Origin of the sequence: Arthrobacter sp. 8AJ (assembly GCF_902506025.1) — a bacterium.
In the GTDB taxonomy this organism is placed as follows: domain Bacteria; phylum Actinomycetota; class Actinomycetes; order Actinomycetales; family Micrococcaceae; genus Arthrobacter.
The window spans coordinates 244,760-270,302 of record NZ_LR733289.1; the positions used below are offsets into that span (position 1 = coordinate 244,760).

Annotated in this window: 24 protein-coding genes and 3 pseudogenes; 5 read left to right on the plus strand and 22 right to left on the minus strand. The window is 67.2% G+C overall.

The window, feature by feature from the left end; all coding sequences use genetic code 11:
* Positions 1–214 precede the first annotated feature (214 nt).
* A complete protein-coding gene (locus BACI349Y_RS01150) occupies positions 215–682 on the minus strand; it encodes an Lrp/AsnC family transcriptional regulator (protein WP_201302486.1) in 468 nt (155 codons plus the stop codon).
* 327 nt (positions 683–1,009) lie between these two features.
* Here BACI349Y_RS01150 and gluQRS point away from each other — a divergent pair, with 327 nt between their 5' ends.
* Both gluQRS and BACI349Y_RS01160 read left to right on the plus strand, forming a co-directional pair.
* Positions 1,010–1,909 (plus strand): tRNA glutamyl-Q(34) synthetase GluQRS, encoded by a 900-nt coding sequence (gene gluQRS / locus BACI349Y_RS01155; protein ID WP_159629703.1) that lies wholly within the window; start codon positions 1,010–1,012, stop codon positions 1,907–1,909.
* A gap of 9 nt (positions 1,910–1,918) precedes the next feature.
* The gene (locus BACI349Y_RS01160) at positions 1,919–2,542 is read left to right on the plus strand and encodes an HD domain-containing protein (protein WP_159629705.1); all 624 of its coding nucleotides are present in this window, start codon (positions 1,919–1,921) and stop codon (positions 2,540–2,542) included.
* On the opposite strand, the gene BACI349Y_RS01165 is transcribed toward BACI349Y_RS01160, so the two are convergent.
* The 3 genes from BACI349Y_RS01165 to BACI349Y_RS01175 form a co-directional block, all read right to left on the minus strand.
* Complete coding sequence (locus BACI349Y_RS01165; RefSeq protein ID WP_159629707.1) at positions 2,509–3,057, minus strand: flavodoxin domain-containing protein; 549 nt, start codon at positions 3,055–3,057, stop codon at positions 2,509–2,511. The genes BACI349Y_RS01160 and BACI349Y_RS01165 overlap by 34 nt on opposite strands.
* A 77-nt stretch (positions 3,058–3,134) precedes the next feature.
* Positions 3,135–4,451: an ATP-binding protein gene (locus BACI349Y_RS01170; protein WP_159629709.1), complete on the minus strand. Its 1,317-nt coding sequence runs from the start codon at positions 4,449–4,451 to the stop codon at positions 3,135–3,137.
* A 122-nt stretch (positions 4,452–4,573) separates the two neighbouring features.
* A complete protein-coding gene (locus BACI349Y_RS01175; protein ID WP_159629711.1) occupies positions 4,574–5,521 on the minus strand; it encodes an L-lactate dehydrogenase in 948 nt (315 codons plus the stop codon).
* 88 nt (positions 5,522–5,609) lie between these two features.
* Between BACI349Y_RS01175 and ggt the strand changes: the two genes are divergently transcribed.
* A complete protein-coding gene (gene ggt, locus BACI349Y_RS01180) occupies positions 5,610–7,442 on the plus strand; it encodes a gamma-glutamyltransferase (RefSeq protein WP_159629713.1) in 1,833 nt (610 codons plus the stop codon).
* An 87-nt stretch (positions 7,443–7,529) separates the two neighbouring features.
* Here the strand turns inward: ggt and BACI349Y_RS01185 are convergent.
* The 11 genes and pseudogenes from BACI349Y_RS01185 to BACI349Y_RS01230 all read right to left on the minus strand — a co-directional run.
* A pseudogene (locus BACI349Y_RS01185) lies at positions 7,530–8,048 on the minus strand (amino acid permease); the annotation flags it as partial.
* A gap of 1 nt (position 8,049) precedes the next feature.
* Positions 8,050–9,206: pseudogene (locus tag BACI349Y_RS01190) on the minus strand (amino acid permease); the annotation flags it as partial.
* Positions 9,202–9,399: pseudogene (locus BACI349Y_RS20475) on the minus strand (amino acid permease); the annotation flags it as partial. The pseudogenes BACI349Y_RS01190 and BACI349Y_RS20475, both read right to left, overlap by 5 nt.
* Before the next feature lie 30 nt (positions 9,400–9,429).
* On the minus strand, positions 9,430–10,851 hold the full coding sequence (locus tag BACI349Y_RS01195) for an aspartate ammonia-lyase (RefSeq protein ID WP_159629715.1): 1,422 nt from the start codon (positions 10,849–10,851) through the stop codon (positions 9,430–9,432).
* A gap of 7 nt (positions 10,852–10,858) precedes the next feature.
* Positions 10,859–11,905: an asparaginase gene (locus BACI349Y_RS01200; RefSeq protein ID WP_159629717.1), complete on the minus strand. Its 1,047-nt coding sequence runs from the start codon at positions 11,903–11,905 to the stop codon at positions 10,859–10,861.
* 30 nt (positions 11,906–11,935) lie between these two features.
* Positions 11,936–12,646: a FadR/GntR family transcriptional regulator gene (locus tag BACI349Y_RS01205; protein ID WP_159629719.1), complete on the minus strand. Its 711-nt coding sequence runs from the start codon at positions 12,644–12,646 to the stop codon at positions 11,936–11,938.
* Between the two features lie 41 nt (positions 12,647–12,687).
* Entirely contained in the window at positions 12,688–13,338 is a 651-nt protein-coding gene (locus BACI349Y_RS01210) for a DedA family protein (RefSeq protein WP_159629721.1), read from the minus strand.
* Between the two features lie 9 nt (positions 13,339–13,347).
* Positions 13,348–14,106 (minus strand): phosphatase PAP2 family protein, encoded by a 759-nt coding sequence (locus BACI349Y_RS01215; protein WP_236560679.1) that lies wholly within the window; start codon positions 14,104–14,106, stop codon positions 13,348–13,350.
* Between the two features lie 79 nt (positions 14,107–14,185).
* Positions 14,186–14,722, minus strand: a complete 537-nt coding sequence (locus BACI349Y_RS01220; RefSeq protein WP_236560681.1) for a uracil-DNA glycosylase — start codon at positions 14,720–14,722, stop codon at positions 14,186–14,188.
* 209 nt (positions 14,723–14,931) lie between these two features.
* On the minus strand, positions 14,932–15,813 hold the full coding sequence (locus tag BACI349Y_RS01225; protein ID WP_159629725.1) for a cytochrome c oxidase assembly protein: 882 nt from the start codon (positions 15,811–15,813) through the stop codon (positions 14,932–14,934).
* Between the two features lie 46 nt (positions 15,814–15,859).
* The gene (locus tag BACI349Y_RS01230) at positions 15,860–17,035 is read right to left on the minus strand and encodes an HNH endonuclease (protein WP_236560951.1); all 1,176 of its coding nucleotides are present in this window, start codon (positions 17,033–17,035) and stop codon (positions 15,860–15,862) included.
* A gap of 258 nt (positions 17,036–17,293) precedes the next feature.
* On the opposite strand from BACI349Y_RS01230, the gene BACI349Y_RS01235 reads away from it, so the two are divergent.
* Positions 17,294–17,806, plus strand: a complete 513-nt coding sequence (locus BACI349Y_RS01235; protein ID WP_159629729.1) for a hypothetical protein — start codon at positions 17,294–17,296, stop codon at positions 17,804–17,806.
* Positions 17,807–17,822: 16 nt separating this feature from the next.
* Here the strand turns inward: BACI349Y_RS01235 and BACI349Y_RS01240 are convergent, their stop codons facing one another.
* From BACI349Y_RS01240 to BACI349Y_RS01260, 5 genes are all read right to left on the minus strand, one after another.
* A complete protein-coding gene (locus tag BACI349Y_RS01240) occupies positions 17,823–18,206 on the minus strand; it encodes an RNA-binding S4 domain-containing protein (RefSeq protein ID WP_142070227.1) in 384 nt (127 codons plus the stop codon).
* Positions 18,207–18,260: 54 nt separating this feature from the next.
* Entirely contained in the window at positions 18,261–19,376 is a 1,116-nt protein-coding gene (locus BACI349Y_RS01245; protein ID WP_159629731.1) for a sulfite oxidase, read from the minus strand.
* 86 nt (positions 19,377–19,462) lie between these two features.
* Complete coding sequence (locus BACI349Y_RS01250) at positions 19,463–20,323, minus strand: SDR family oxidoreductase (RefSeq protein ID WP_159629733.1); 861 nt, start codon at positions 20,321–20,323, stop codon at positions 19,463–19,465.
* A complete protein-coding gene (locus BACI349Y_RS01255) occupies positions 20,324–21,328 on the minus strand; it encodes an aldo/keto reductase family protein (protein ID WP_159629735.1) in 1,005 nt (334 codons plus the stop codon). It lies immediately after the preceding gene.
* Positions 21,329–21,367: 39 nt separating this feature from the next.
* Complete coding sequence (locus BACI349Y_RS01260; RefSeq protein WP_159629737.1) at positions 21,368–22,021, minus strand: hypothetical protein; 654 nt, start codon at positions 22,019–22,021, stop codon at positions 21,368–21,370.
* A 163-nt stretch (positions 22,022–22,184) separates the two neighbouring features.
* On the opposite strand from BACI349Y_RS01260, the gene BACI349Y_RS01265 reads away from it, so the two are divergent.
* Positions 22,185–22,583, plus strand: coding sequence for a YchJ family protein (locus BACI349Y_RS01265; protein WP_236560683.1), 399 nt, complete (start codon positions 22,185–22,187; stop codon positions 22,581–22,583).
* Here the strand turns inward: BACI349Y_RS01265 and BACI349Y_RS01270 are convergent, their stop codons facing one another.
* Positions 22,584–23,432, minus strand: coding sequence for a hypothetical protein (locus tag BACI349Y_RS01270; protein WP_159629739.1), 849 nt, complete (start codon positions 23,430–23,432; stop codon positions 22,584–22,586).
* Positions 23,433–23,496: 64 nt separating this feature from the next.
* Entirely contained in the window at positions 23,497–25,497 is a 2,001-nt protein-coding gene (locus tag BACI349Y_RS01275; RefSeq protein WP_159629741.1) for an acyl-CoA dehydrogenase family protein, read from the minus strand.
* Positions 25,498–25,543: the final 46 nt, after the last annotated feature.

Sequence of the window (25,543 nt, forward strand, 5' to 3'; positions counted from 1 at the left end):
CCAAAGGCCGGAGCCGATGCTGCTGCCGAGCTGCTGCCCCAGGGCATTAAGCCGGTTGGCGCCGGCTGACAGCTCCTTGGCCAGTTGCCGCAGCTGCGCCACATCCGCGCCGTAAAAGTTCCCCGCCATGTTGTCCCCCTGTTGGCTCTTCCGTGCCAGCCTAGCCGGGCAGCCTGCGGGCGGCGATGGGGAGAGGTTCCCTGTGGGCCGCCGGCTATTCCGGCCGGCCTTTCAGGAGCCCGGTGGTCCGGTATGGGATGACCTCGCGAAGGAACATGCTCGTGGAGGTACGGACAATGCCCGGGCAGAGCCGGATCTCCTCGGACACCCGGTACAGATCGTCCGGGCTCTTGGCCACCACGCGGATCAGCAGGTCGGTGTCCCCGGCAGGGGCATGGCATTCCAGCACTTCCGGGATGTCGCGCAGCGCCGCGATGGCCTCGTTGAGGTGGCTCTGGTCCAGTTCAGCGCTCACGGCGGCGGCCACGCCGCGGCCCAGTGCCGCTGGGAGCACCCGGCTGCTGTTGGGGCGGAGGGCTCCGGATGCCGCCATCCGCTCCAGCCGGCTTTGGACGGTTCCCCGGGCAAGGCCCAGGCGTTGCGCGAGCACCATGATGGGAACCCGGGGATCCTCGTCAAGGGCGCTGAGGATGCGCCGGTCGGTGGGGTCCAGTTCCTGCAATCTGATCACTTCCTGTCGCTGGGAACTCCATGGATTGGTCAGTCTGACCAACTGAAGTACTGGTGGTTGTCCCAACTGTAGGGTTTCTGCTGGAATAGTGGCAACAAGGGCAAAAGCTACCGCTGGTCCCCCGCAGGCTACAGGTTCCCCGGCACACCACCCGGCTCCTGGACACCGTTTCCCGCAAGGAGGCTGCCGCTGATTGAGGCTTGTTCACACCACGCTCATTCTGCAAACACGGCAAGAGCCCCTGAGCTACCGACGCCCGGTTCCCGGAAGTCATCGGTAGCTGAGGGGCTCTTGTGTGCTTCCGTCTAGGGTTGTTCCATGACTTCCGCCGGCCGCTTTGCCCCCAGCCCATCCGGTGAACTCCATGTCGGGAACCTTCGAACCGCAATCCTCGCCTGGCTTTTCGCCCGCTCCACCGGCCGCCGATTCCTGCTGCGGGTGGAGGACCTGGACCGCGCCCGCGCCGGTGCGGAAGCCGTGCAGCTGCGTGACCTGGCGGCGGTGGGCATCACCTGGGACGGGGAGGTGGTGCGACAGACCAGCCGCGGATCCGTTTACGCCGAGGCGATCAACCGGCTTCAAGCGGCGGGGCTGACCTACGAATGCTTCTGCACCCGCCGTGAAATCCAGGAGGCGCCGTCCGCGCCGCACGCTCCACAGGGGGCCTACCCCGGCACCTGCCGCAACCTGGACCGGGCAGAGCTCGACGACAAACGGTCCACCCGGCCTGCGGCTATCCGGCTGCGCGCCGACGTTCATGACTACACGGTGCAGGATGTCATGCACGGGACGTTCACCGGCGTCGTGGATGATTTCGTGCTGCGCCGGAACGACGGCGTGACCGCCTACAACCTTGCCGTTGTGGTGGATGATGCCGCGCAGGGCATTGACCAGGTGGTCCGCGGCGACGACCTGCTCCCGTCCACGCCCCGGCAGGCCTACCTGGCCTCCCTCCTGAATATTCCCGTACCGGAATATGTGCATGTGCCCTTGGTGGTGAACCGCGACGGCGTGCGGCTGGCCAAGCGCGACGGCGCGGTCACGCTGGCGGACCTTGGCCAAGCCGGCGTAACAGCCCGGGAGGTGCGGAACCTGCTGCTGGAGTCCCTGGGGTTGCCCGCCGGAACACTGGACCAGGCCCTGCACGCCCTCGACCCGGCACAGTTGCCCCGCGAACCCTGGGTGTGGCCAGGGATGGAGCGTCCGCCGGCTGGCTAAGCTTGGTGGATGTCAGACGAGCAGATTCCGGCCCAGGGCCGGACGCCAACATTCACGGTGGAAACCGCCAAAGTCCTCGCCGAGGTGGCCCACAACCGGCAAAAGGACAAGCTGAAGCGGCCCTACCGGGACCACGTCCTGGCCGTCGGAGATGCCCTGGCGGACTTCGACGACGAGATCCGGATCGCGGGCTACCTTCACGACATTGCCGAGGACACGCCGATGACACGGCAGGCCCTGCTGGAGATGGGCGTCCCTGAGCGCTCCGTGGACATCATTGAGCGCGTCACCAACCGGTTGCACAGCAACCCCGACGATTACCAGTCCGGCATCCGTGAGATCGCCGAGGACCATGACGCCGCCTTGGTCAAGATCGCCGACAACGCGCATAACTCGCTGCCTGAGCGTGTCGAGGCGCTGGCGGCGAAGTGGCCGGACAAGCCTCCGGTGACCAAGTACCGGGATGCCCGGCCCGTGCTCTATGCCGCCGTGGAGGTGGACGAGGTCCGGAAGATCCTGTCGCGGGCCAATCCCTGGCTGCTGGAGGAATTCGACGCGCAGCTGGACGAGGCGGACGACACTGACTACGAGAACCTCCGCTACGACACCGGACCCGGATTCCGCTCCATGTAGACCAGGAACTCCTCCGCGAACCGGCGGACGCCGTCCCATTCCGTATAGATGTAGTCCCGGCCGGTATCGGTATCCGGGCTGCCCTGGCTGCTGACGATCCTCTTCATCAATATGCGCTTCAGGAACCCGTACTGGGTGTAGAGGAGTGCACCGCCGAACATCGCCACCTTGTCCGGCCGCCAGCCGGTGCCGTCCTCGAATTCCGCGACGTACTTTTCCGCGTCCTCCGGGTCGCCGTGGGCTGAGAGGCTGACCGAAAACAGGGCGGCCGGCAGGTTCTGCAGGGCGGGCAAGTTCCTGCGGACAAAATCGGCCACGTAGCCTTCGTGTTTTCCGGCATGGACCGAGGCGCCCACCATGACGGCGTCATAGCCGTCCGGGAGGTCGTGGTCAGCGTGCTTGAGGTCCAGTGTGTCGGCCTGGTGGCCGTGGGCCTGCAGCACGTCGGAGATGTAGTCGGCGATGCGGGCCGTCTGGCCCTCCGAGGTTCCGTACGGGATCAGGATCTTTGCCATGGGCACCACTTTGGCGGTGCGCAGCAGCCGGGCAAAGAGGCAAAGGTCCCCCACGCCCCGGCCGGAAGGCCGGCAGGCTACACCCGTCCCAGGGCTTCGATGTCCTCCAGGAAGTCCGCCTGCACCTCGGCGCTCACGGTCGTCCGGGTATCACCAATGGCGTCGAGGTAGTCCTGGGTTGAGGGACCCTTCCGGACCGCCTCCCGGACCGAAACGTCGCCTCCCGAGGCCAGCCCGCCGTCGTCGTACACTGCTTTCTCCAGCGCCCGCTGGGACGCGCTGCGGGCGGCATACTCAATGTCCGCCGGCGAAAAGCCCTCCGTGCGTTCCACTAGGAGCTCCACGTCCACGGCGTCCACCACGGCCGCGGGGATGAAGCGCTGCCACATGGCCTCGCGCGCCTGCCGGTCAGGCAGGCCGATGGGGATGACGTAGTCGAACCGGCCGTGGCGCAGGAAGGCTGAGTCCAGGGCCCGGATGAAGTTCGTGGCGCACACCAGGAGCCGGCCGGGCTGTTCGCGGAACGCGGGGATGATTTTCAGCAGCTCGTTGGTGACGCCCTGCAGCGGCGACGGCGGATCCCCGGCCCGCTGGGACGCGATCTCCTCCACCTCGTCGATGAACACCACGGCGTGCTCCAGCTCGGCGATCTCCAGGAAGGTTTCGCGGAGCGCGCCGGCAAGCCCCTGGGGATCGCCGGCCAGCCGGGAGGGGAACACTTCCACGAACGGCCATTCGAGCCGGGACGCGATGGCCTTGGCGAAGGTGGTCTTACCCGTGCCGGGCGGGCCGAACAGGACGACGGCGCGCGGCGGCACCACGCCGAATTCATCAGCCAGGTCCGCCTCGGCGAGCGGAAGCACCAGGCGGCGTTCGAGCAGTTCCTTTTCATTGCGCATGCCGGCCACGTTTTCCCACAGGTCGCGGGCCAGGACGCGGCCGCCGAGCTGGCCGAGGGCGCCCAGTTCCTGGCGCTGGACCGGGATGGTGCGTTCGAAGTAGCGGAGGTTCTTCTTGAGCGCGAAGCCGCGGCCCAGGAAGGCCTCCACCCGGGTTTCGGATTCCGGCATCAGCGCCGAGAGCTTGTTCAGGCCGTGCGGGGCCATGCGGTTTTCGACGGCGGCCAACAGTGAGGTGCCGATGCCGCGGCCGCGGTACTCGGGCAGGGTGGCCAGGAACACGATCCAGCCCTGGTCGTGGGCGGCACGTCCGACGGCGGCGCCCACCACCTGCTCACCCAGCACCGCCACCACGGCGTGGTCCTTCTCGCAGGAGGCGAGGACCTCGGAGAGGGCGTAGACGGGCTCGACGTTGTTGGCCTTCAGCGTCTCCCACAGGTGCAGGATGCCGTCCAGGTCAGCCGAATGGAAATCCCTGATCCGCCAGTTGGTCATGGGTCTACTCCTGTTGGTTCGTCGTTGAGCCAGCCGTGTTCGGGTCAGCGTTTGGCACCTGGAAGTGAGCTTATGCGAACCCGTCGCCCGGGAGGGTTGCGGCGGCGTTGCATGACTTCCTTTCAGAGGCCCAGCGCGTCCATGGTGTGGCGCAGGGTGTCCGCGGAGTGCCGCAGTGCCGCCAGTTCGCCGTCGTCCATGGGCGTTTCCAGGACGCGGTGCACGCCGCCGCGGCCCACCACGCTGGGCAGGGACAGGGCCACCCCGGAGATACCGTGAAGCCCCGACAGGACGGTGGAAACCGGCAGGACGGCATTGTCGTCGCGCAGGAGCGCCTCCACGATGCGGGCGCCGGACAGGCCGATGGCGTAGTTTGTGGCGCCCTTGCCGGCGATGACCTTGTAGGCGGCCTGCACCACTTCCGTGGCAGTGCCGGCGAGGTATTCGGGCGTGAAGATCCGCTCGCCGCCTTCTGTCCACTCGCGGATCGGCACCGGGCCAATAGTGGCGCCGGACCAGAGCGGGAATTCGGTGTCGCCGTGCTCGCCCACCATGCTTGCGTGGACGCTGGAGACGGAAACCCCTGCCCGGCGGGCCAGCAGCCAGCGCAGCCGGGACGTGTCCAGAACGGTGCCGGAGGAGAAGATCCGTTGCGGGGGCAGTCCGGAAATACGCTGGGCCGCCACCGTCAGGACGTCGCACGGGTTGGTCACCAGGACATAGACGGCGTCCGGTGCCCGCTCAAGCAGCGGCGGCATCAGCTGTTCCAGGATCCGCACATTGGTGCCGGCCAGGTCCAGCCGGCTCTGGCCCGGGTTCTGCTTGGCGCCGGCCGTGATGACCACGACGTCGGCGCCTTCCGTGACAGCGATATCCCCGCCGCCCGCAACCGTGGCCGACGCCGCAGCGAACTGGCTGCCATGGGCAAGGTCCAGGGCTTCCGCCTCCGCCTTGGGCGCGTTGACATCGAACAAGGCAATGCTGCTGGCCGAACCACGGATCAGTGCCGCGTATGCCAGCGAAGTGCCGACGCTGCCGGCGCCCACCACCGCGAGTTTGGATCCTGGCATGATGCCCTTCCTTCCCGGAGTCGTTGAGTGTGTCCTACCCGAAGAGTAGCGTGGCCCACATCACTCAACATCCCCTTTAGGAGCCACCATGCCACATCTGGGACGCCGGCTCGCAGCTGTTACTGCGGCGCTGGCGATGAGCGTCACCACGGGGGCCATCAGCCCCGCTTCGGCCGATCCGCGGCAGACAGACAAGGACCCCACGGCCACCGGCTACGGCGGCGCGGTCAGTACGGTGGACCCGGAAGCATCAGCGGCAGCCAGCGAGGTCCTCCGCAAGGGCGGGAACGCGGTGGATGCGGCCGTTGCCGCGGCAGCCACGCTTGGAGTCACCGAGCCGTACAGCGCCGGGATCGGTGGTGGCGGCTATTTCGTCTACTACGACGCCAAGTCCGGAAAGGTCAGCACCATCGACGGCCGGGAAACGGCGCCGGCAGGAATCAAGCAGGATGCCTTCATCGATCCCGCCACCGGCAAGCCGTACCGGTTCACCCCGGAGCTCGTCACCAGTGGCGTCTCCGTGGGCGTTCCCGGTACGCCCGCCACCTGGGAGCGGGCACTGGAACGCTGGGGCAGCATCAGCCTGGGGGACGCACTGAAACCTGCCATCAAGGTGGCAGACCGCGGGTTCGTGGTGGATGAGACGTTCCGCAGCCAGACCGCAGACAACCAGGCGAGGTTCGAGGCCTTCACCTCCACCAAGGACCTGTACCTGCAGGGCGGCAAGCTGCCCGAAGTGGGCTCGGTCTTCCAGAACCACGACCTCGCGGACACCTACCGCCTGCTGGCCCGCAAGGGCATGGGCGCGTTCTACACCGGCCCGCTCGCGGAGGAAATCGCCAAGACGGTCCAGAACCCGCCCAAGTCCCCGGACACCAAGCTCCCCGTCCCCGTGGGTTCCATGACCACCGATGACCTGGCCGGCTACGAGGCCCTGGACCAGGACCCGACGCACGTGAACTACCGCGGCTATGACGTTTACGGCATGGCACCTTCAAGCAGCGGCGGCACCACGGTGGGGGAGTCGCTGAACATCCTGGACGTGTTCGACCTGCCGGCACTGAAGAATGACCAGCCGGCCGTGCTGCACCACTATCTGGAGGCCAGCGCCCTGGCCTTCGCGGACAGGGGAAAATATGTGGGTGACCCCGCCTTCGTGGACGTGCCCACCGAATCGCTGACCGATCCCGTCTTCGGCAAGGAACGCGCCTGCGAGCTTGACCCCAACCATGCGGCACCCAAACCCGTGAAGCCCGGCAACGTCACCTCCTACGACGGAAGCTGCCCGGCGGAACCGGCCGCGCTCGCCGATGAGAAGGACACAGAGAACATCTCCACCACCAACATGACCGTCTCGGACAAGTGGGGCAACGTGGTGGAGTACACGCTGACCATTGAACAGACCGGCGGCTCCGGCATGGTTGTTCCCGGCCGCGGGTTCCTGCTCAACAACGAGCTCACCGACTTCTCCACGGTTTACAGCGCCGAGGACCCCAACCGGATTGAGCCGGGCAAGCGGCCGCGGTCGTCCATGTCGCCCACCATCCTGCTCGAGGACGGCAAGCCGTTCCTGGCACTGGGCTCCCCGGGCGGCTCCACCATCATCACCACGGTCCTGCAGACCATCGTCAACCGCATTGACCTGGGCATGAGCATCCCGGATGCCATTGCGGCCCCCCGGGCTTCCCAGCGGAACACCGAGAAGGTAACCGCAGAGCCGGCGTTCATCGACAAGTACGGCCCGGCCCTGACGTTCCGGTTCGGCCACATCCTGACGCCGTCGGGTGACTCGTTCACGTCCGCCTCGGAGATCGGGGCCGCCACCGCCATCGAGTTCCTCGACGACGGACGGACCCTGGCCGCAGCCGAGCCGGTCAGGCGCGGCGGCGGATCAGCCATGGTGGTCAAGCCGTCCAAGTGACGGGCTGAGCCACCTTTAAACCCCGACGGCGGCACTTGGGTTCCGGACTTCCAGAACCCAGGTGCCGCCGTCGGACGTTTAAGGCAGTTACTTCTTGAAGGTGTCAGCCGCCGCGTTGGCCACCACCGGGGACGTCCCGGTGAAGCCTTCGCGGGTTTCGGCGATTTGGCGGATGCGGTGGCGGCAGGCGTACCAGCCGAGGACCATGAGGACGGACGCGATGGCGGTGACGAGCATGGTCAGGGGTGAGTCGATGAAGACCATGATGAGGACGCCGACGAGGAAGAGCAGGGAGAGGTAGCCGGTGTAGGGGGCACCGAACATGCGGAAGGAGGGGCGTTCGACCCAGCCTTTGTCGGCCCAGCGTTTGAGCTGGATCTGGCACAGCACGATGGTGGCCCAGGTCATGATGATGCCGACGGAGGCGATGTTCAGGACGATTTCGAAGGCTTCGGCCGGGACGAGGTAGTTCAGCGGGACCCCGAGGAGGGAGACGACGGCGGTGATGGCGATGCCGCCGTAGGGGACGCCTGCCTTGTTCATGCGGGAGGCGAACTTGGGAGCGGAGCCGTTGACGGACATGGAACGCAGGATCCGGCCGGTGGANTGGCACAGCACGATGGTGGCCCAGGTCATGATGATGCCGACGGAGGCGATGTTCAGGACGATTTCGAAGGCTTCGGCCGGGACGAGGTAGTTCAGCGGGACCCCGAGGAGGGAGACGACGGCGGTGATGGCGATGCCGCCGTAGGGGACGCCTGCCTTGTTCATGCGGGAGGCGAACTTGGGAGCGGAGCCGTTGACGGACATGGAACGCAGGATCCGGCCGGTGGAGTAGAGCCCGGCGTTGAGGGAGGACAGGGCTGCGGTGAGGACCACGAGGTTCATGATGACGTCCACGCCCTGGACGCCGATGGAGCCGAAGAACGTCACGAAGGGGCTGACGCCTTTTTGGTAGGAGGTGAAGGGCAGCAGCAGGGCCAGGAGGATCACGGAGCCGACGTAGAACACGGCGATGCGGAAGACCACGGAGTTGATGGCCTTGGGCATGATTTTTTCGGGGTTTTCGGTTTCGCCGGCGGCGGTGCCGACCAGTTCGATGGAGGCGTAGGCGAACAGGACGCCCTGCATGAGGATGATCATGGGCAGCAGGCCGTTGGGGAAGATCCCGCCGTTATCGGACAGGAGGCTGATGCCGACCTGCTGGCCGTCCACGGGGGTGCCGAAGATGACGAAGTAGGTGCCGATGATGAGGAAGGCGACGAGGGCGGCGACCTTGATCAGGGCGAACCAGAATTCCATTTCGCCGAAGACTTTCACGGAGACCAGGTTCAGGGCCAGGACCACGACGAGGGCGGTCAGTGCCCAGGCCCACTGCGGGACATCGGCCATCCAGGGGACGTAGTTGCCGAAGAAGTGCATGTAGAGGGCGGCGGCGGTGATGTCCACGATGGTGGTGGTGGCCCAGTTGATCCAGTAGAACCAGCCGGAGACGAACGCGGCTTTTTCGCCGAAGAATTCACGGGCGTAGGAAACGAACGAGCCCGAGGAGGGCCGGTGCAGGACCAGTTCGCCCAGGGCGCGCAGGATCAGGAACGCGAAGAACCCGCACACCGCGTACGCGATGACCAGGGACGGGCCCGCGGCGTTGAGCCGGCCGCCGGCGCCCAGGAACAGGCCGGTACCGATCGCACCGCCAATCGCGATCATCTGGATCTGCCGCGGCTTCAGGTTCTTGTGGTAACCCTTGTCCTCCGCGTGCAGGGACCGCGGCGTTGAGCCGGCCGCCGGCGCCCAGGAACAGGCCGGTACCGATCGCACCGCCAATCGCGATCATCTGGATCTGCCGCGGCTTCAGGTTCTTGTGGTAACCCTTGTCCTCCGCGTGCAGGGAAGTCTCGGACGCATGCGCGTGACCACCATCAATCAAGTGGTCTGGAAGGGGAGTATTAGTCATGGGGGTGTCCTTCGGGGAGCAGTTGGGGGACTACTTGCTGAGGTTTGCCAGGCGTTCGGGGCTCAGGAGTTCCTGGAGCTGGGCGTCGGTGAGGAGCCCGTGTTCCAGGACCAGCTCGGCCACGCCCTTGCCGGTGGCAAGTGCTTCCTGCGCGATGGCCGTGGCCGTGGCGTAGCCGAGGTGGGGGTTCAAAGCGGTGACCAGGCCGATGGACTGCTCCACGGTGCGGCGCAGGTGGTCGGTGTTGGCGGTGATTCCCCGGATGCAGCGGGCCGTAAGGGTGCGGCAGGCTGCCTCGAGGTGGGAGATGCTCTTGTGGAGGCTGTGGACAATGATCGGTTCGAAGGCGTTGAGCTGCAGCTGCCCGGCCTCGGCGGCCATGGTGATGGTGACGTCGTTGCCGATCACCTCGTAGGCCACCTGCGAGACCACCTCCGGGATGACCGGGTTGATCTTGCCGGGCATGATGGAGGAGCCGGACTGCACGGCCGGCAGGTTGATTTCACCGAAGCCGGCACGCGGGCCGGAGGAGAGCAGGCGCAGGTCGTTGCAGATCTTGGACAGCTTCACGGCAACGCGCTTGAGCACGCCGGACAGGTGCACGAAGGCGCCCACGTCCTGGGTGGCTTCGATGAGGTCCACGGCGGTCACCAGGGGCAGCCCGGTGATCTCCGCCAGGTGCCGGCAGGCTGCCTCGGCGTAGCCGGCAGGGGCGTTCAGGCCGGTGCCGATGGCGGTGGCGCCGAGGTTGATCTCGTGGATCAGCAGCTCGGCCTCCGCCAGGCGCAGCCGGTCCTCGCCGATGGTCACGGCGTAGCTGCCGAACTCCTGGCCCAGGGTCATGGGCACGGCGTCCTGGAGCTGGGTGCGGCCCATCTTCACTACGGTGCGGAATTCCAGTGCCTTGGCAGCGCAGGCATCCTCGAGTTCTTCGAGGGCTGCCAGCAGTTCCCGGGCGGCGAAGATGGTGCCCAGCTTCACGGCCGTGGGGTACACGTCGTTGGTGGACTGGCTGAGGTTGACGTGGTCGTTGGGGTGCAGCCGGGCGTAGTCGCCCTTGGGGTGTCCCAGGATTTCCAGGGCCCTGTTGGCAATGACCTCGTTGGCGTTCATGTTCGACGACGTCCCGGCACCGCCCTGGACGACGTCCACCACGAACTGGTCGGCCAGGCGGCCGGCCATGACGTCCTGGCATGCCTGCTCGATGGCGTCGGCGCGTTCTGCGTCCAGCAGGCCGAGCTCGCGGTTGGTGCGGGCGGCGGCCAGTTTCACGGCGGCAAGCCCGCGGACCAGGTGCATGTTGGAGGACAGCTTCTGGCCGGTGATGGGGAAGTTCTCCACGGCGCGGAGCGTGTGCACGCCCCAGTAGGCGTGCACGGGCACGTCCCGGTCGCCGAGGAGGTCGTGCTCGGACCGGACCTGTGCGGGTGCGGCGGTTTCGATGGTTGTCATGGTGTCCTTACAGGGCTTCGTTGACGGGTGCGGACAGGTGATTCAGGAAGTCGGTGGCCAGCAGCCGGCCCACCTCGTGGCCGCCGCCCAGCACCGGGGCCGTGGCGATGCCGGCAAGCGGCTCCGTCTCCACGCCCAGCGCCTCCAGCAGGCGGACGGTGGCGGGCATCCGGGCGCGGTCGCCGCCGTCGGAAATCTTGACGGCCACGGCACCGCCGTCGGGCAGGCCCACCAGCTGCACGCCTTCAAAGCCGTCCTTGGCCACGGCACCGGGCAGCAGGCGCATCAGTGCGGTGACGTCGCGGCCGTCCCCGGCCACCATCCCGGGGTGCTGCTGCATGGCGAGCCCGACGGCGGCTTCCGGGCTGCCGTCGTCGTCCGCTGCAGCCTGGGCGATCCGGCCGAAGGCGCGGGCCATGCCGCGCAGCGTGAGGGCGAACAAGGGAGTGCCGCAGCCGTCTGTGCTGACGGCGGCCGGCTCCTCGCCGGTGAGGTCGGTGACGGTCCGGGCCACCAGCTGCTGCAGCGGGTGGGAGGGATCGAGATAGCCCTGGACGGGCCACCCGTTGATCAGGCAGGTGGCCACCATGGCAGCGTGCTTTCCGGAGCAGTTCTGGGTGATCCGGGTAGCGCTGCCGCCGGTGCTGAGCCAGTCTTCCCGTTCGGCCGTGCCGTAGGGCAGGTCGGTGCTGTTCTCCAGGTCCGTGGGGGCAAGTCCGTGCACTTCGAGGATGCGCAGCGCGCCGTCGCGGTGTGCTGCCGCACCTGAATGGCTTGCCGCGGCCAGTGCCAGGAGGTCGGCGGGAAGCTCAAGGCCGGCGCGGACCATGGCCACTGCCTGGAGGGGTTTGAGCGCTGACCGGGGGTAGAACGGTGCCAGGGGGTCCCCTGCCGATGCCGCCACTGAGCCGTCCGCCGCGAGGGCAAGCGCGGAGCCGTAGTGGACACTTTCCACGAGGCCGTCACGGACGGCGGCGACCAGTGGGGTGTGCTGCGGCAGGGACAGCCCGGCCGGGGCAGCAGTGTGGGCAGCAGAAAACACGGGGGATGGCATGGGGTCCTTGGGAGGGTTGGTTGGATCTTGCTAGCTGTTGAGGATGGAGTCCAGGGCCACGCCCACGGCCTCCAGGTGGTGGGCCATGGCGGCGCGGGCCTCTTCCGCGGAGCCGGTCTCGATGGCGGCAAGGATCTGCTGGTGCTCAATATCGGAAGCATGTTGGCGGTCTGCCACCATGTTCAGCGTCTCGGATTGATGCGCCAGCGCGTCCCGGATGTCAGCCACGACGCTTGCGAACACTTTGTTGCCGCTGGCACGGGCGATGGTGGCGTGGAAGGTGGAGTCCAGGGCCACCCAGGATTCCGGATCCGTTTCGGTGGCCATGGCACCCATGATGTGGCGGAGGGTGTCCAGTTCCTCCTCCGTTCGACGCTCTGCGGCCAGTCCGGCGGCGGGAATTTCGATGTGGGGGCGGGCTTCGGTAAGGTCGCGGGCGGAGTACTGGCCCAACGTGAGGTCGTTGGCCACCTTGCTGGCAATGACAAAGGTGCCCTTGCCGGTCCGGGTGACCGTCAGGCCCAGGGCGGTGCAGGAGCGGAGGGCTTCCCGGATCACCGAGCGGCTTACTCCGTACTGCTGCGAGAGGGTGGCCTCGGAGCTGAGTTTGCTCCCCACCGGGATGTTGCCCGTTTCGATGTCTTGGCGGATGGCGTTGAACACCGCCTCGGCAGCGCTCAGCCGGGCAAGGGGGCGGAACGATGCAGGCTGTCCTGCTGTCCGGCTGTCTGACAGGTTCACGCCTTAAATATGGCACTGGTCACAGTTGCTGTCAAACCCTTCTATGAATACGGGCCCTTGTCCCGCCCTTGGCTGGCCGGGCGCCGCCGTTGCTGCCGCCGTCGTGAACGGACATGCCAGGCGACGAGCGCCGCCACCGCCACTAAGGCGATCACGACGGCGAGGTCCCGGCCCACTGCCTGGGCGACGGTCTCGTACGAGTTGCCGGCGAGGAAGCCCAGCAGGACGAAGCCGATGCCCCAGGCCACGCCGCCCGCAGCGTTGTAGGCGATGAAGCGGCCGTAGGGCATCCGGGACGTGCCGGCCAGGGCGGGCATGACGGCGCGGAAAAATGCCGTGAAGCGGCCCAGGAACACAGCGGACCCGCCTCTGCGCCGGAGGAAGTCCTGAGCGTTTTCCAGCCTCCCGGAGTGGCGGGCCAGCAGCCTCGTCTTCATAAGCCGGCCGCCCAGGTGCTTGCCCACCTCGTAGCCCACGCTGTCGCCGATGACGGCCGCGCACACCACCAGGGCCATCATGGTGCCCAGCTGCACTTCGCCCCGGCTGGCCACCACTCCGCCCAGGACGGCGGCGGTTTCACCGGGGATGACGAAACCCACGAACAAGGCGTCCTCGGCGAACACCAGGCAAAAGACGGCGATGTACGCCACAAGCGGGCTGACGTTCAGGAGTCCGTCAATGAAGCCCGTCATGGCAGTGGATCAGGCCTGGGGTGCCGGGACGGGGCCCAGCTTCGCCAGGAACGGTATGCGGGCCAGCAGCGCCAGGCCAAACCGGTTCCACAAGCCCGTCAGGAACGCCGCACCGGTGGCTGCCGTGAGGAAGGACGCCGTGACGTCGGTGGGATAGTGCACACCGAGGTAGACGCGCGAGAATGCGACGGCAACCGCCACGACGATTCCGAGGATGGCCGCGGGCCGCTGCCACTTGGTGCCGCGGGCCAGCAGGAAGACGGCGATGGCCAGGGCGGAAGCCAGTGCGACGTGGCCGCTGGGAAAGCTGTCGGTGCCCGGTTCGGGGATCAGCGGGTTGAACAGGGCGGTGGAGTCCGGCCGGTGCCTTGCCACGAGTACTTTGAACAGTTCGCTGCTGACCCAGCCTCCCGCAGCGACGAGCCCTGTGGCAACCGCGTTGACAGGACTCCGGCGTACCAGCAGCAGGTACAGGCACAGGGCGGCGATCATCAGCACGCCCCCTGCCGGGCTGAACACCACATTGATGAACATGGCCACACCCGTCAGCGGCGCCGTGTGGTCACGGCTCAGCTCGGCATCCACGGACATGTCCGCAGACGTCAGCGCCGGAATGAACCGCAGGGCCAGGCCGGCGGCCACGATCAAGACAGCCGCCGTGACCGGCACGGCAATCCAGTGCCGGAGCTGGGGCAGGGCCGCCATGCGTACGGCGGCAGCCTCTGCTGGGGATGCCGCCCCGGGGGAGCGGTTGGTGTGGGACGTCAAGGTTCAGCCTGGTTCTTTCGCCGGTCCGGGTACCTACGAGTATGCGCCCGCGTGGCTGAAAGAACCCTGTGACTTTCCCTTACAGGTGCTGGATGCCCGCCCGCTGCATCGCGTCACGATAGGTTTCGACGCTCTTGGCGAGAAGCTCTTCCTGCTTGGCCTCGGAAACAGCAAAGGCCCTGCCGCCGAGGGCGGAGGCCTTGTAGATTTTGATGCCGCTGTTCTTCAGCGATGAGTGGTAGGTCTTCTCAAAGAGGGTTAGGAATGTGGACGCGTCCGTGCCGTGCGCGATGATGGCCGAAACGCGGGAATTGATCTTCAGGAACTGGCGGAACGGGCGGAGCCCATCGGTCTTTTCCTGGACACTCAGCGCGGAGGGGCTGCCGCTCTCACGCACCCAGGGGTAGGCATTCCACGGCATGACGTAGCGGGGGTCCAGCTCGGCCAGCTCATAGATCTGCGTGGCGCGTCGGGCAGCTTCGTCGTCGTTGTTGTGGGAGACGAACCCGGACTCGGTCCCTTTGCCGGGGCTGGCCTGGAGGCTGATGATCCTGCATTCGTCCTCGTCGTGGACGGGGTCGATATAGGGGACAGTGGAACCAGGCTTTTTTTCCATCAGCTCATCGCAAAGTTGGGTTACCTTCGCGATATTCGGTTCCTGTAGCAGGGCCTTTTTTTCGTCCCAATCAATCGTCACGATTTCTCCCTTGGCAGCGAGGCGTCCAGAATCAGGCGTCCTATGTCACTCTACGCTTCCCCGGGAAAGGGTGGACACACCGAGTTCCGCACTACCCTTCCCGGTGCCGGGCAGCGGGCGCGGGATGGTTACTGCCGCCCACGCAGGTGCTGGTTTTGAAGTTCGTCGAACTGCTCGTCGGTCAGTTCGTCGAAGGCGCCTGCTTCCCTCTTGTCGCTGCGTGAGAAGCGGATGAACATGAGGATGATCAGCGGCAGGTCCAGCACCTCGCAGATGAACCACAGCAAATTTCCGGCGAACTGCTGGTCCTGGAGAGCGTCCCGGAACCACCATTGGGGGTTGGGAACGGACATCACGTGGTCGAGCACCTGGCCGTTGAGGCTCAGCAGGATGCCCGGGACCGCATCGATCAGCAACTCGATGAACACGAACATGAATTCAAGGGTCAGGTAGGCGCTGGAGCGCTGGAAATCGGACTCTTCGATGATCGGCAGTGCCATCAGCATGCCCAGCAGCGGCACGCCAACGGTGAGGAGGGCGCCTGCCGCGGGGTCGGTCCGCAGCGTGAAGAAGGCCGGCGTGAGGAACGTGGAGAAGAGGGTCAGTCCCAGCAGGGGCGCGCCAAATGAATTGCTGACGAACCGTACGGGCCTGCTGGACAGGACCTTGTCCAAGGCTGTTGTGCCCTTGGCCGGCAGTGCTGCCCGCGCGAGGGTTAGCGGTTTGCCCAGGCCGATCAGCAGCGGGACGACAAAGAGCAGCAGGGATATTTTGATGGTGAAGGCCCACCGTTGCTGCGCTCCGTATACCCCAGTGAACCCGCAGGTGAGGACGATGAATGAGCCCAGACCCAGGACGTAGAACGCCACCGCCCGCCACACTGGCCATCCCTGACCCCGGCGCGCGGCTGACCGTATTCCCCAGCCGTACAGAATGCCGGCCGCGGCGGCGAAAGCCACGGCGGCCCAGTCGAACTGCCAGGAAGAAACAAGGATCTCAAGGGGTGGCACGCGCCAAGGTTAGCCCCCGTTCCTGAGAGCCGCATGACCGTGTGCCTCATGCAGGTGGGGTGCCGGGGAGTGGTGGTGCTGTGGAGTGGTAGGTGTGGCCCGTGGGGGTGGTGGTTGCAACCGTATGCCGTGGGCCGGGGATGGTTTGTGCGGCCCAGCCTGGGGTTTCTTTGGTGTGGTTGCAGGCTTCGCAGAGGCCTTGGCCGTTTCCGGCGGTGGTGGGTCCGCGGTGGTGCCAGGGGGTGACGTGGTCGTGGTGCCTGATGGGTGCGTCGCAGTAGGGGGTCCGGCAGGTGTCGTCCCGGATTTGGAGGAAGCGTTTCCGTGCTGGCGGGAAGAGCCGGGCTGTGGAGTCCATGGCCGCCAGCTCGCCGGTGCCGGGGGCGGTGTAGAGCCGGCGGACCCAGAGGTTGAAGTCGGTCTCACCAGGAGCTGTGAGGGCGAGGGTGCGTGCCTGTTCGGCGGGGATGGTGCCGTAGCCGGGCAGTCGTGCGGGTTCGGCGCCGGCCTGCAGGAGGGTGTGGTCGGTCATGACGAGCTGGATCTGAACCCCGCTGATCCCGCCGGGGGTGCCGGTGACGCGTTCGACGAGGGTGTCCGCCATGACCTGGCCCCGGGACCGGTGATCCCCGTTCGAGCGGGCCGTGTCGGCGTCCCGGCACAACGCGGCGTACGCGGCGACGCCCTGGGCGGCGGGGAGCAGCGCGGTCAGGCAGGTCATGGTGTCCGGGGCCGGGCGCAGGCTCACGCACCGCTCGCCCACGGCCCGGCTGGCGCGCTTCGCGACCGAGGCGGGGTCCCGCCGGTACGCGGCGGCGCGGACCGCGGCGATGATGGCCCTGTCGCCCAGGCCGTTCAGGGCGCCGGTGTCGGCGGCGAGTTCCTCATCCACGCCGGCCCGGTCCTCGGTGCTCAGGCAGATGGTGTCTTTCACGATCAGGGTGGCCCGCCACTCGCTCAACAGGCCGGTCCGGAACGCGGCGAACGTGTGCGGCATGCCGGTGAGGGTTTTGGCCAGGCCGAGCAACCGGGAACCCCGGGCCGGGGACTCACGCCGGGCCAACGCGATCTGCGCCGCGACCCCGGCACCCTGCCCGGCGGCCGGAACCCCGGCAGCGGCCTGCTCCCGCCGCTGGGACAAATCAAACGCCACGGCGGTATCAGCCTGCCGGGCACCCGCCAAGGACTTCAGATCCTCCAACCCACGAATCTGCTCGATCATGCCCGCACCATCCGCAGGCACCGGGACCCGGGCGAGCAGGTCCAGGACATCCCCAATGGAAGGCACGGCGGGCGGGTATGGCGTGGGACCAACACTGGAAGGTTCGGCGCACCGCACCCCCTGTTGTACTGCCGCCGATTCCAAAACCGCTTCCATAGCCAAAGTCTTCCAGCAGGGTGTGACAATCCCGGCCACCCAAAGTCCCTATGTGGAAAACGCAAACGCAGCAATGGCCCGTGCCATGCGGTTCAATGAATTATGCAGTTCACCAGGAAGGGCCTGAAGGTCGAAGGCTTCGCCGGATTCCGGCCTATCCGAAACCTCGAAACCATGAGGATTCCGCAGGGCACAGGCCTCTTCGCCGTCGTTGTGCCGGAAGACTTCCAGGCGCGCTTTCTCACGAAAAGCACCGCCGGAGTCTTCAAGAAGAAGGACCCTTCCCTCCCCGAAGCCGTGTTGGCCACCGAATGGGTGGACGCCGCGGTCGTTCTCTACTTGGGAAAGGCCGGACCCGGAAGCAAGGGTAACCGGGGGCTTCGGCGCCAGATCCAGGAGTTCGTTGACTTTGGGCAAGGAAAGCCGCCCGGCCACTGGGACGGGCGGCTTGTCTGGCAGCTCGCTGACGCGGAATCACTGGCCGTTGCGTGGAAGGAACTTCCGGCCGGCCAGCTGAGCAGCGCGGAAGCGGGTTACCACGCTGCCTTTGTGGAGGAATATGGCCGGTTGCCGTTCGCCAACCTGGTGCAGGCACGCACCAAGGCGGGTGCCTGACGCGGCAGCACGTCCGCTAGGCAGGGCCCCGCAACCGCTCCATCTCGCGGCGGTCCTTCTTGGTGGGCCGTCCGGCGCCCCGGTCGCGCTGCGGCAACCCAAGCGCTGGAAGGACGGGCCGCGGGGGAGTGTGGTCGGTGAAGCAGTGCGACGCAGCCTCGGCCCCCACGCGTTTGGCAATGAGCCGCCGCACCTCAAGGATCCGCTCGTAGCCTGGCATGCGGACCGTGACGGTATCACCGGTCACCAGTGTTGCCGACGCCTTGGAGGGATTGCCGTTCAGCCGGACATGCCCTGCGCGGCAGGCTGCCGTGGCGGCAGACCGGGTCTTGTAGGCGCGGACGGCCCATAGCCACGCATCGATTCGGACACTGGCGGGAGCAGATGGGAGGCTGGTCATAATTGGCACCGAGTATAGCCCCAGGGGATGCCGCCCCGGGAAGCCGGTCCAGCGTCACTCCACCGTCACGGTGACCCGCTGCACCACGTTGTTTCCCATTCCCTGGTAGTTCCAGTTCTGCTCCAGTGGTTGGGTGGCGCCGGTGATGTCCGTGGCGCGGCAGGCCAGGACGTGTTCACCCGGGTCCGCGACCCAGGGCAGGCTCCACCTCCGCCACGCGAAACCACCTGCCGGTTTATCCAGGTGGGCGGGCAGCCAGGTGCCGTCGATCCCCACCTCGACGGCGGTCACGGCACCTTCCCCGGACCATGCCCGGCCCTCCAGCATCACCGGGCCCGCGCGGAGGAATCGCCGCCGGGTGAAGAAGTCCGGGACCCCCGGCGGGACCATCAACGAACGCACCCTGATCCGCGAAACCGGGCTCCCGCCGTCGTCCGCGGAGCTCTGGTAGCGGTAGGCAACCTGTTGCTGGAACCCGGTGAACGGCGCCCTGGCCACCTCGATGGACTCCAGCCACTTGACACTGGCCATCCCGTACCAGCCCGGGACCACCAGCCGCAGCGGATAACCATGCTGCGGCGGCAGAACGGCTCCGTTCATCTTGTAGGCAAGGACGACGTCGGGACGCAGGGCCTCGCGAATCGGCAGGCTGCGTGCGTAGCGCTGGGGGACGCCGCCCTGCACCCCGGCATCTGCCCCCGTGAACACCACCTCCGCCGCGTCCGGCAGCACACCGGCCTTGCCCAGGAGATAGGCAAGCGGCACGCCGGTCCACTGTGCGGTGCCCACCGCCTCCAGGACCCAGGGTTGGCTGAGGGGCCGCGGCTCCAGGAGCGACCTGCCATTGCCCGCGCACTCAAGGGTGACGGGCACAGTGATGGCCGGGTCGCGGCGAAGCGCGGCCATGCTCAGCTCGAGGGCACGTTCCACTGCGCCGCCGATCCGCAGGTGCCAGGAGGAAACGTCCAGGTCGGGAATGTCGAAGTGCGTGAGGACGTAGTGGAGTCCGGGCGGCGTGACCTCGCGGCGTAGTGCCTCCAGCGGCATGGAATGGTTGCGGGCGGCGAGCTGCAGTTCCTCCTGGGTGAGAGGGCCGGAGGAAGGCTGTGCGGCTGGCGCCGGAGCGGGCGCCGGCTCCTGCCGGGTGGACTGCTGGTTGCTGGGATTCATGGCGGTGCGATTCTGCTCGGCGGACTAAAGTCCCCCCGCCACAGGTCTACGCCGGGCCAACCCGCCCGTCAACGAAATTAACCGGGCTACAGCACCGGCCGGGTCAGGAACTCGGCCAGGCTGATGGGGTCCTGCCCGGTCAGTCCGTGCACATCCGGCGAAAGCCCTGCCATCTCGCCGGCCGCCATGGCCGTGTAGGTGCTGACCCACGCGTCCAGCTGCCACTGCGGGGCGCCGTAGGAAGCCCGTGACGCGTAGGCTTCCTCCACCGTCTCCGGCTGGTAGCGGACCTGCCGCCCCGTGCCGGCGCTCAGCACCTCGGCAGCCTGCGCCATGCTCAGTTCCTCCGGGCCGGTCAGGTCGTACGTCTTGCCCGTGTGGATGGCGGGATCCCGCAGCACGGCGTGGGCGCTGCGGGCAACGTCCTCCCGCGCCACCCCGGAGAAAACACCATCCCCGGCAGGGCCCCGGATCACGCCGTCGTCGCCCGTCATCAGCGGCAGGAAGTCGAGGTAGAAGTTGTCGCGCAGGAAGGTGTACGCCATCCCGGACGCCTTGATCCGCTCCTCGGTGGCGTAGTGGTCCCTGGCCAGGGTGAAGGTGGCATCCGGTGCCGCCCCGTAGAAGGAGGTGTACACCACGTGCTCCACACCGGCAGCCGCAGCAGCGTCCACGAATGCGTAGTGCTGCTGCAGCCGGTCTTCGGCCTCGGCGGCGGACACCATGAACAGGACTTTCGCCCCGTCCAGCGCCTGGCGGGAGGCGGCGCCGTCCCCGTAGGAACACACCACCGGATGCGCATCATCCAGCTGCGGGGCCCGTTCGGCGTCGCGCACCAGCAGGCGCTGGGCGAAACCGGACGCGGCAAGTTGCCGTGCCACCATTCCACCCAGGCCTCCGGTGGATCCGCTGACAGCGAGGTCCGGCAGTTCCGTCGGGGATGCCACTTAGGCTTCCCGGGTAGCCGGCGACTTGGTCTGTGCTGGGTCGCGTTCGGCGAGGCCACCGACGGCGTCGTCGATCCGCTTGAGGACCTCCGCCTCCAGCTTCACGCCGGCCGCGCCCACGCTGTCGGCAATCTGCTCGGGACGGGAGGCGCCCACGATGGCGGATGCAACGTTGGGGTTCTGCAGCACCCATGCCACAGCGAGCTGCGGCATGGTGAGGCCGGCCTCCTGGGCGATCGGCTTCAGTTCCTGCACGGCTGCCAGGACGTCGTCGCGCATCCACCGCTGGATCATTTTGGCACCGCCCTTTTCATCCGTGGCGCGAGTGCCTTCGGGGGCGGGCTGGCCGGGCAGGTACTTGCCGCTGAGGACACCCTGGGCCATGGGCGACCACACTATCTGGGACACGCCCAGCTCTTCCGACGCCGGGACCACCTCGGCCTCGATCACGCGCCAGAGCATGGAGTACTGCGGCTGGTTGGAGATGAGCTGGAAGCCCAGTTCCCTGGACAGCTTGTGGCCTTCGCGGAGCTGTTCCGCTGTCCATTCGCTTACACCGATGTACAGCGCCTTGCCCTGCCGGACGATGTCCGCGAACGCCTGCATGGTTTCTTCCAGCGGCGTTTCGAAGTCGTAGCGGTGGGCCTGGTAGAGGTCCACGTAGTCCGTCTGCAGCCGGCGCAGCGAACCGTTGATGGATTCCATGATGTGCTTGCGCGACAGGCCAAGATCGTTCTTGCCCTTGGGGCCGGTGGGGCCAAAGACTTTGGTGAAGATTTCCAGGGACTCGCGGCGCTCATCCTTCAGGGCCTGGCCCAGGACGGTTTCCGCTGCTGTGTTCGCGTAGACGTCCGCCGTGTCGAAGGTGCTGATGCCGGCATCGAGGGCGGCGCGCACACACTGGGTTGCGACGTCGTTTTCCACCTGTGAACCGTGGGTCAGCCAGTTGCCGAACGTGATTTCCGAGACTTTGAAGCCGCTGTTTCCGAGGTATCTGAATTCCATGTGTTCACGCTAACCCACATGGTTGCTCAGGGTAAGGGCTTAGCCATTCTCCTTGGCCTGCTGCTCCTTGAGTACCTGTTGCGGGCCGGCCAGCGAAACGAGGGACCCAGTATCCAGCGGCGGCAGCGGATGCAGCGGCTGGGGCTTCTTGAAGGACCGCGGCATCTCATGGGGCGGCCGGTGGTTGTGCAGGGCGGACTCCACCAGCGGGGCTACCTCGGAGACCTTGTCCGCGGGGACGGCCGGATCCGGAAGATCCCGCACGTACAGTTTGATTTCCGGCGCAGCCGCCCGCGCCCTGGCCTGGGCGCGCTTGTCGGCTTCCGCGACGGCGGAGGCCCAGTCTTCGGCGAGGACCTGCGGTTCAGGGCGGGCTGCGGCAAGTTTCGGGTGGCGTACGACGGCGGTGCGCAGCGACTCCTTCAGCCGGCCCGGCTTCAGCGCGGCGGCACGTTCCCGGAACGTCGTTCGCGGGCGGGGCTGCCGGGCGGGTGCGCCGGCGGAACCGGCGGAGTCCCGTTTGCCGGGCGCCCGCCCGAGCAGGGTCATCAGCACGACGGCCGTGAGGCGCCCCAGACCCGCGAGGACCAGGGTAATAACCCCGAGCAGGAAGAGGACCAGGAACATCAGGAGAGCCACGCCCATCGTGCCCAGGAAGGTCAGGTTGAGGACGAGAGTGTCCGGGTTCTCCACGTCTTCTCCTCTCTGGCCAACATCCTGGGCCCGCGTGCGGCGCATAAGGCCGGGCGCAAAGCTCCTTCTCCACCATACGGATTTTTGTCCGGCCGTGCCCGGGCGGGCAGGGCCCGGTGCCAGGTTGTAGCGAAGCTGTTACCCGATATGACAGCATCACCGGGTGACCGCATCAATAGATTCCGCAAACTGCATATGTCTGTCCGGAGATCCGTACGCGGCGTGCTGTGGCCGGTTCCATTCCGGCCGGGCGGAGGCCGCCACGGCGGAACAGCTGATGCGGTCCCGGTACAGCGCCTTTGCCCTGCTCGACGAGGCTTACCTTCTGCGCACCCACCATCCGTCCACCGCGCCGGCAGCCCTGGACCTGGACCCAGCCATGGAATGGCGCCGCCTGGACATTGTGGCCACCGGGAACGGGGGCCCCTTCGACACGGAGGGAACCGTGGAATTCAAGGCGTTCTACCGGCACGGCAAGGACCGCGGCGTCCTTCACGAGAACAGCCGGTTCGTCCGGGAGGGCGGGCACTGGCTGTACGTGGACGGCGACATCCTCGCCTGACTACTCCTCGTCGTCGTAAAACTCGCTGTCCGGGGTGAATCCGGCACGGTCAACCTTCCGGTGGAACCGCATGCCTGCCAGGCCGCCGAGCACCGCACCCACGAGCGCCACCGCCGCAACCACTACCGCGGCGATAATGCTGGTGGTGGTCAGCTGCCCTTCATTGATGGGGATGCGCGGAAAGCTGTTCAGGTTGGCCAGGACGTTGAACTGCTGCCCTGCCACGAGCCCCAGGATGGCCACCACAACGGCCGCGATCAGGGCCCAGATCCACACCATGATCCCCTGCTTGACGCCGTTGAAGCGGGCCATGCGGCCTGCCACGTAGCCGCCGCAGTAATAGGAGAGGAACAGGATCACCAGCAGGACGATGATCCCCACCAAACCGACCGTGCCGCTGTTCTGGGCGGCCTGGTTTACGGCCTGGTTGACGTCGGTGTTGCTGGCGAGGCCCACGGCGGTCCCGGCCGCTGCCACCAGTGCGGTCAGCAGGACGGCCATTCCGGTGGCGGTCAGCCAGCCAAAGAAGGCAGAGCCAACCTTGATGCCGCCGAACCGCTCCTTCTGGCGCGCCACGGCAGTTTCCCTGTCTGCCAGGGTTGGGTCCGCCGCGGGTGCCACCACGGGTGTCGCCGTGGTCGGGGCAGGAGCGTACGTCCGCTCGGCCGTCGGCGCCGCATAGTCCCGGTCCACGGCCCGGTCGCGGTCCCTGGGGCGGATCGGTGCCTGGTCCATCGAGCGCGTGGCGGCATCGTCCGCGGCTGCTTCCCGGTGGCCTCCGCCCCGGGTGGTTTCGTCCTCCCGGGCACGGCGGGGAGGCAGGTTCTCTGGGTCCGTTGAGCTGCTCATGGCTCAACTCAACCACCCGCCCGGAGTGATAGCAAGCGTGCTTACTATTTTGTGACCTGCAGTTTTACCGGTACTTCCGGTGGAGGTCCTCCTTGGCGGAAGGCCCGGGCGAAGCGTCGGCGATCCACGGGCCCGTGCCCTCGGATTGGTCCAGGACCCCCACTTCCAGCCATTCATAATCGCCGGCGAGGACCTTGCGCGTCAGTGACTGGTCGGCGTCGTCCGTGTTCCGCCACAGCTGGTCGAAGTATTCGTCCACGCGCACCCTTGCCTGCTCGCAATAGGCGTCGGCGAGCTCGTAGGCGCCGGCGGCCTTGCCAGGGGAGGACTTGAGGAGCATCTCGGCCCGGGAGCAGCAGGCAGTCATGGCAAACAGTTCCGCGCCGATGTCCACCACGCGGCCCAGGAACGCCTGCTTGCGCTCAAGCTTGGCCTGCCACCGGCCCATGCCGTAAAAAGTTTGCCGCGCCAGGCGCCGCGATGAGCGTTCAACGAAGCGAAGGTGCCTGGCCAGCCTGCCGAACTCGCCATACGAGCGGGGGTCCATGCCGGCGCCCGCCACCAGCTTGGGGAGCCACTTGGCGTAGAAGCCGGAAGCGCCGACGGCGGCTTTCGCTTTGTCGGCCAGGCTCGCGTCGAGGGAGGCGAGGTCGCCCGCGGCGGCAAGGTGCGCGTCCACAGCTTCCCGCGCAATCAGCAGCCGCATGATTTCGGAGGACCCTTCGAAGATCCTGTTGATGCGGAGGTCCCGCAGCTGCTGCTCCGCCGGTACTGCGCGTTCCCCGCGGGCGGCCAGCGACTCGGCTGTTTCGAACCCCCGCCCGCCCCGGATCTGGACCAGCTCGTCCGCGATCCGGCAGCTGATCTCCGTGGCCCAAAGCTTTGCGAGCGCCGCTTCGATGCGGACGTCCTTCTGCCCCGCATCGGCAAGTTCGGCGGACAGTTCAAACACCGCGTCCAGGGCAAAGGCCGAGGCCGCGATGAACGCAATCTTCTTGCCCACGGCCTCGTGTTCACCCACGGGCCTGCCCCACTGGGTGCGCGCATTGGACCATTCGCGGGCAATCTTCAGGCTCCATCGCCCGGAGGCCACGCACAGTGCCGGGAGCGCAAGGCGGCCGGTGTTGAGTGTGGTGAGCGCGATCTTCAGGCCCTGGCCCTCGCGGCCCAGCCGGTTGGCGGCCGGCACGCGCACCTGGTGGAAGCGGGTCACGCCGTTCTCGATGCCGCGCAGGCCCATGAACGCGTTGCGGTTCTCCACCGTGATGCCGGGCGAATCCATCTCCACCACGAAGGCGCTGATGCCGCCCTTGTGCCGGGTGCCGTGCGCGTCGGTGTGCGCCGGAACCACGGCCATCACCACCACCAGTTCGGCGATCACGCCGTTGGTGGTCCAAAGCTTCACGCCGTCCAAAAGGTACGCGTCGCCGTCGTCCGTTGGCGTTGCCGTGCTGCCCAGGCGGGCGGGGTCGCTCCCGACGTCGGGTTCGGTGAGGAGGAAGGCCGTGACGGCGCCTGCGGCACACCGCGGCAGGTACTCGCGCTTTTGTTCGGGCGTGCCGAAGACCTTGACGGGCTCCGGCACGCCGATGGACTGGTGGGCGGAGATGAGGGCGCCCAGACTGGGGTGCACGCTGCCCAGCAGGGCGAGGGCCCGGCCGTAATACACCAGGGAGAGGCCCAGCCCCCCGTACTCCTCCGGGATCTTCATCCCGAAGACACCCAGGTCCGCCAGGCCCTTGATGTAGTCGTCCGGAATCTTCGCATCCCGTTCGATGACCCGCCCGGACATGGTTTTTGCGAACTCGGTGAGGCGGGACATGAACTCCTCGCCCCGGTCCACGGAGGCGGGGTCCGCGGCGGGCCATGGGTGGACCAGGTCCAGGTCGAAATTGCCCAGGTAGAGGCCCTTGGCGAAGCTGGGGCGGTCCCAGCCTGTTTCCCGGGCGGCCTCGGCGACGGCCCGCGCATCTTCGGCGGTAGCTCCGGCGCCGATGTTTCCGGCGGGGACGGGGGTTTCTTCAGCCGGGGCGTCTTTGGCCTGGCTGTCAGTTGCGGAGGTCATGGGTTATCTCCTTGGCCGGATTGGCCGGTGTAGCCATGGATCCGCC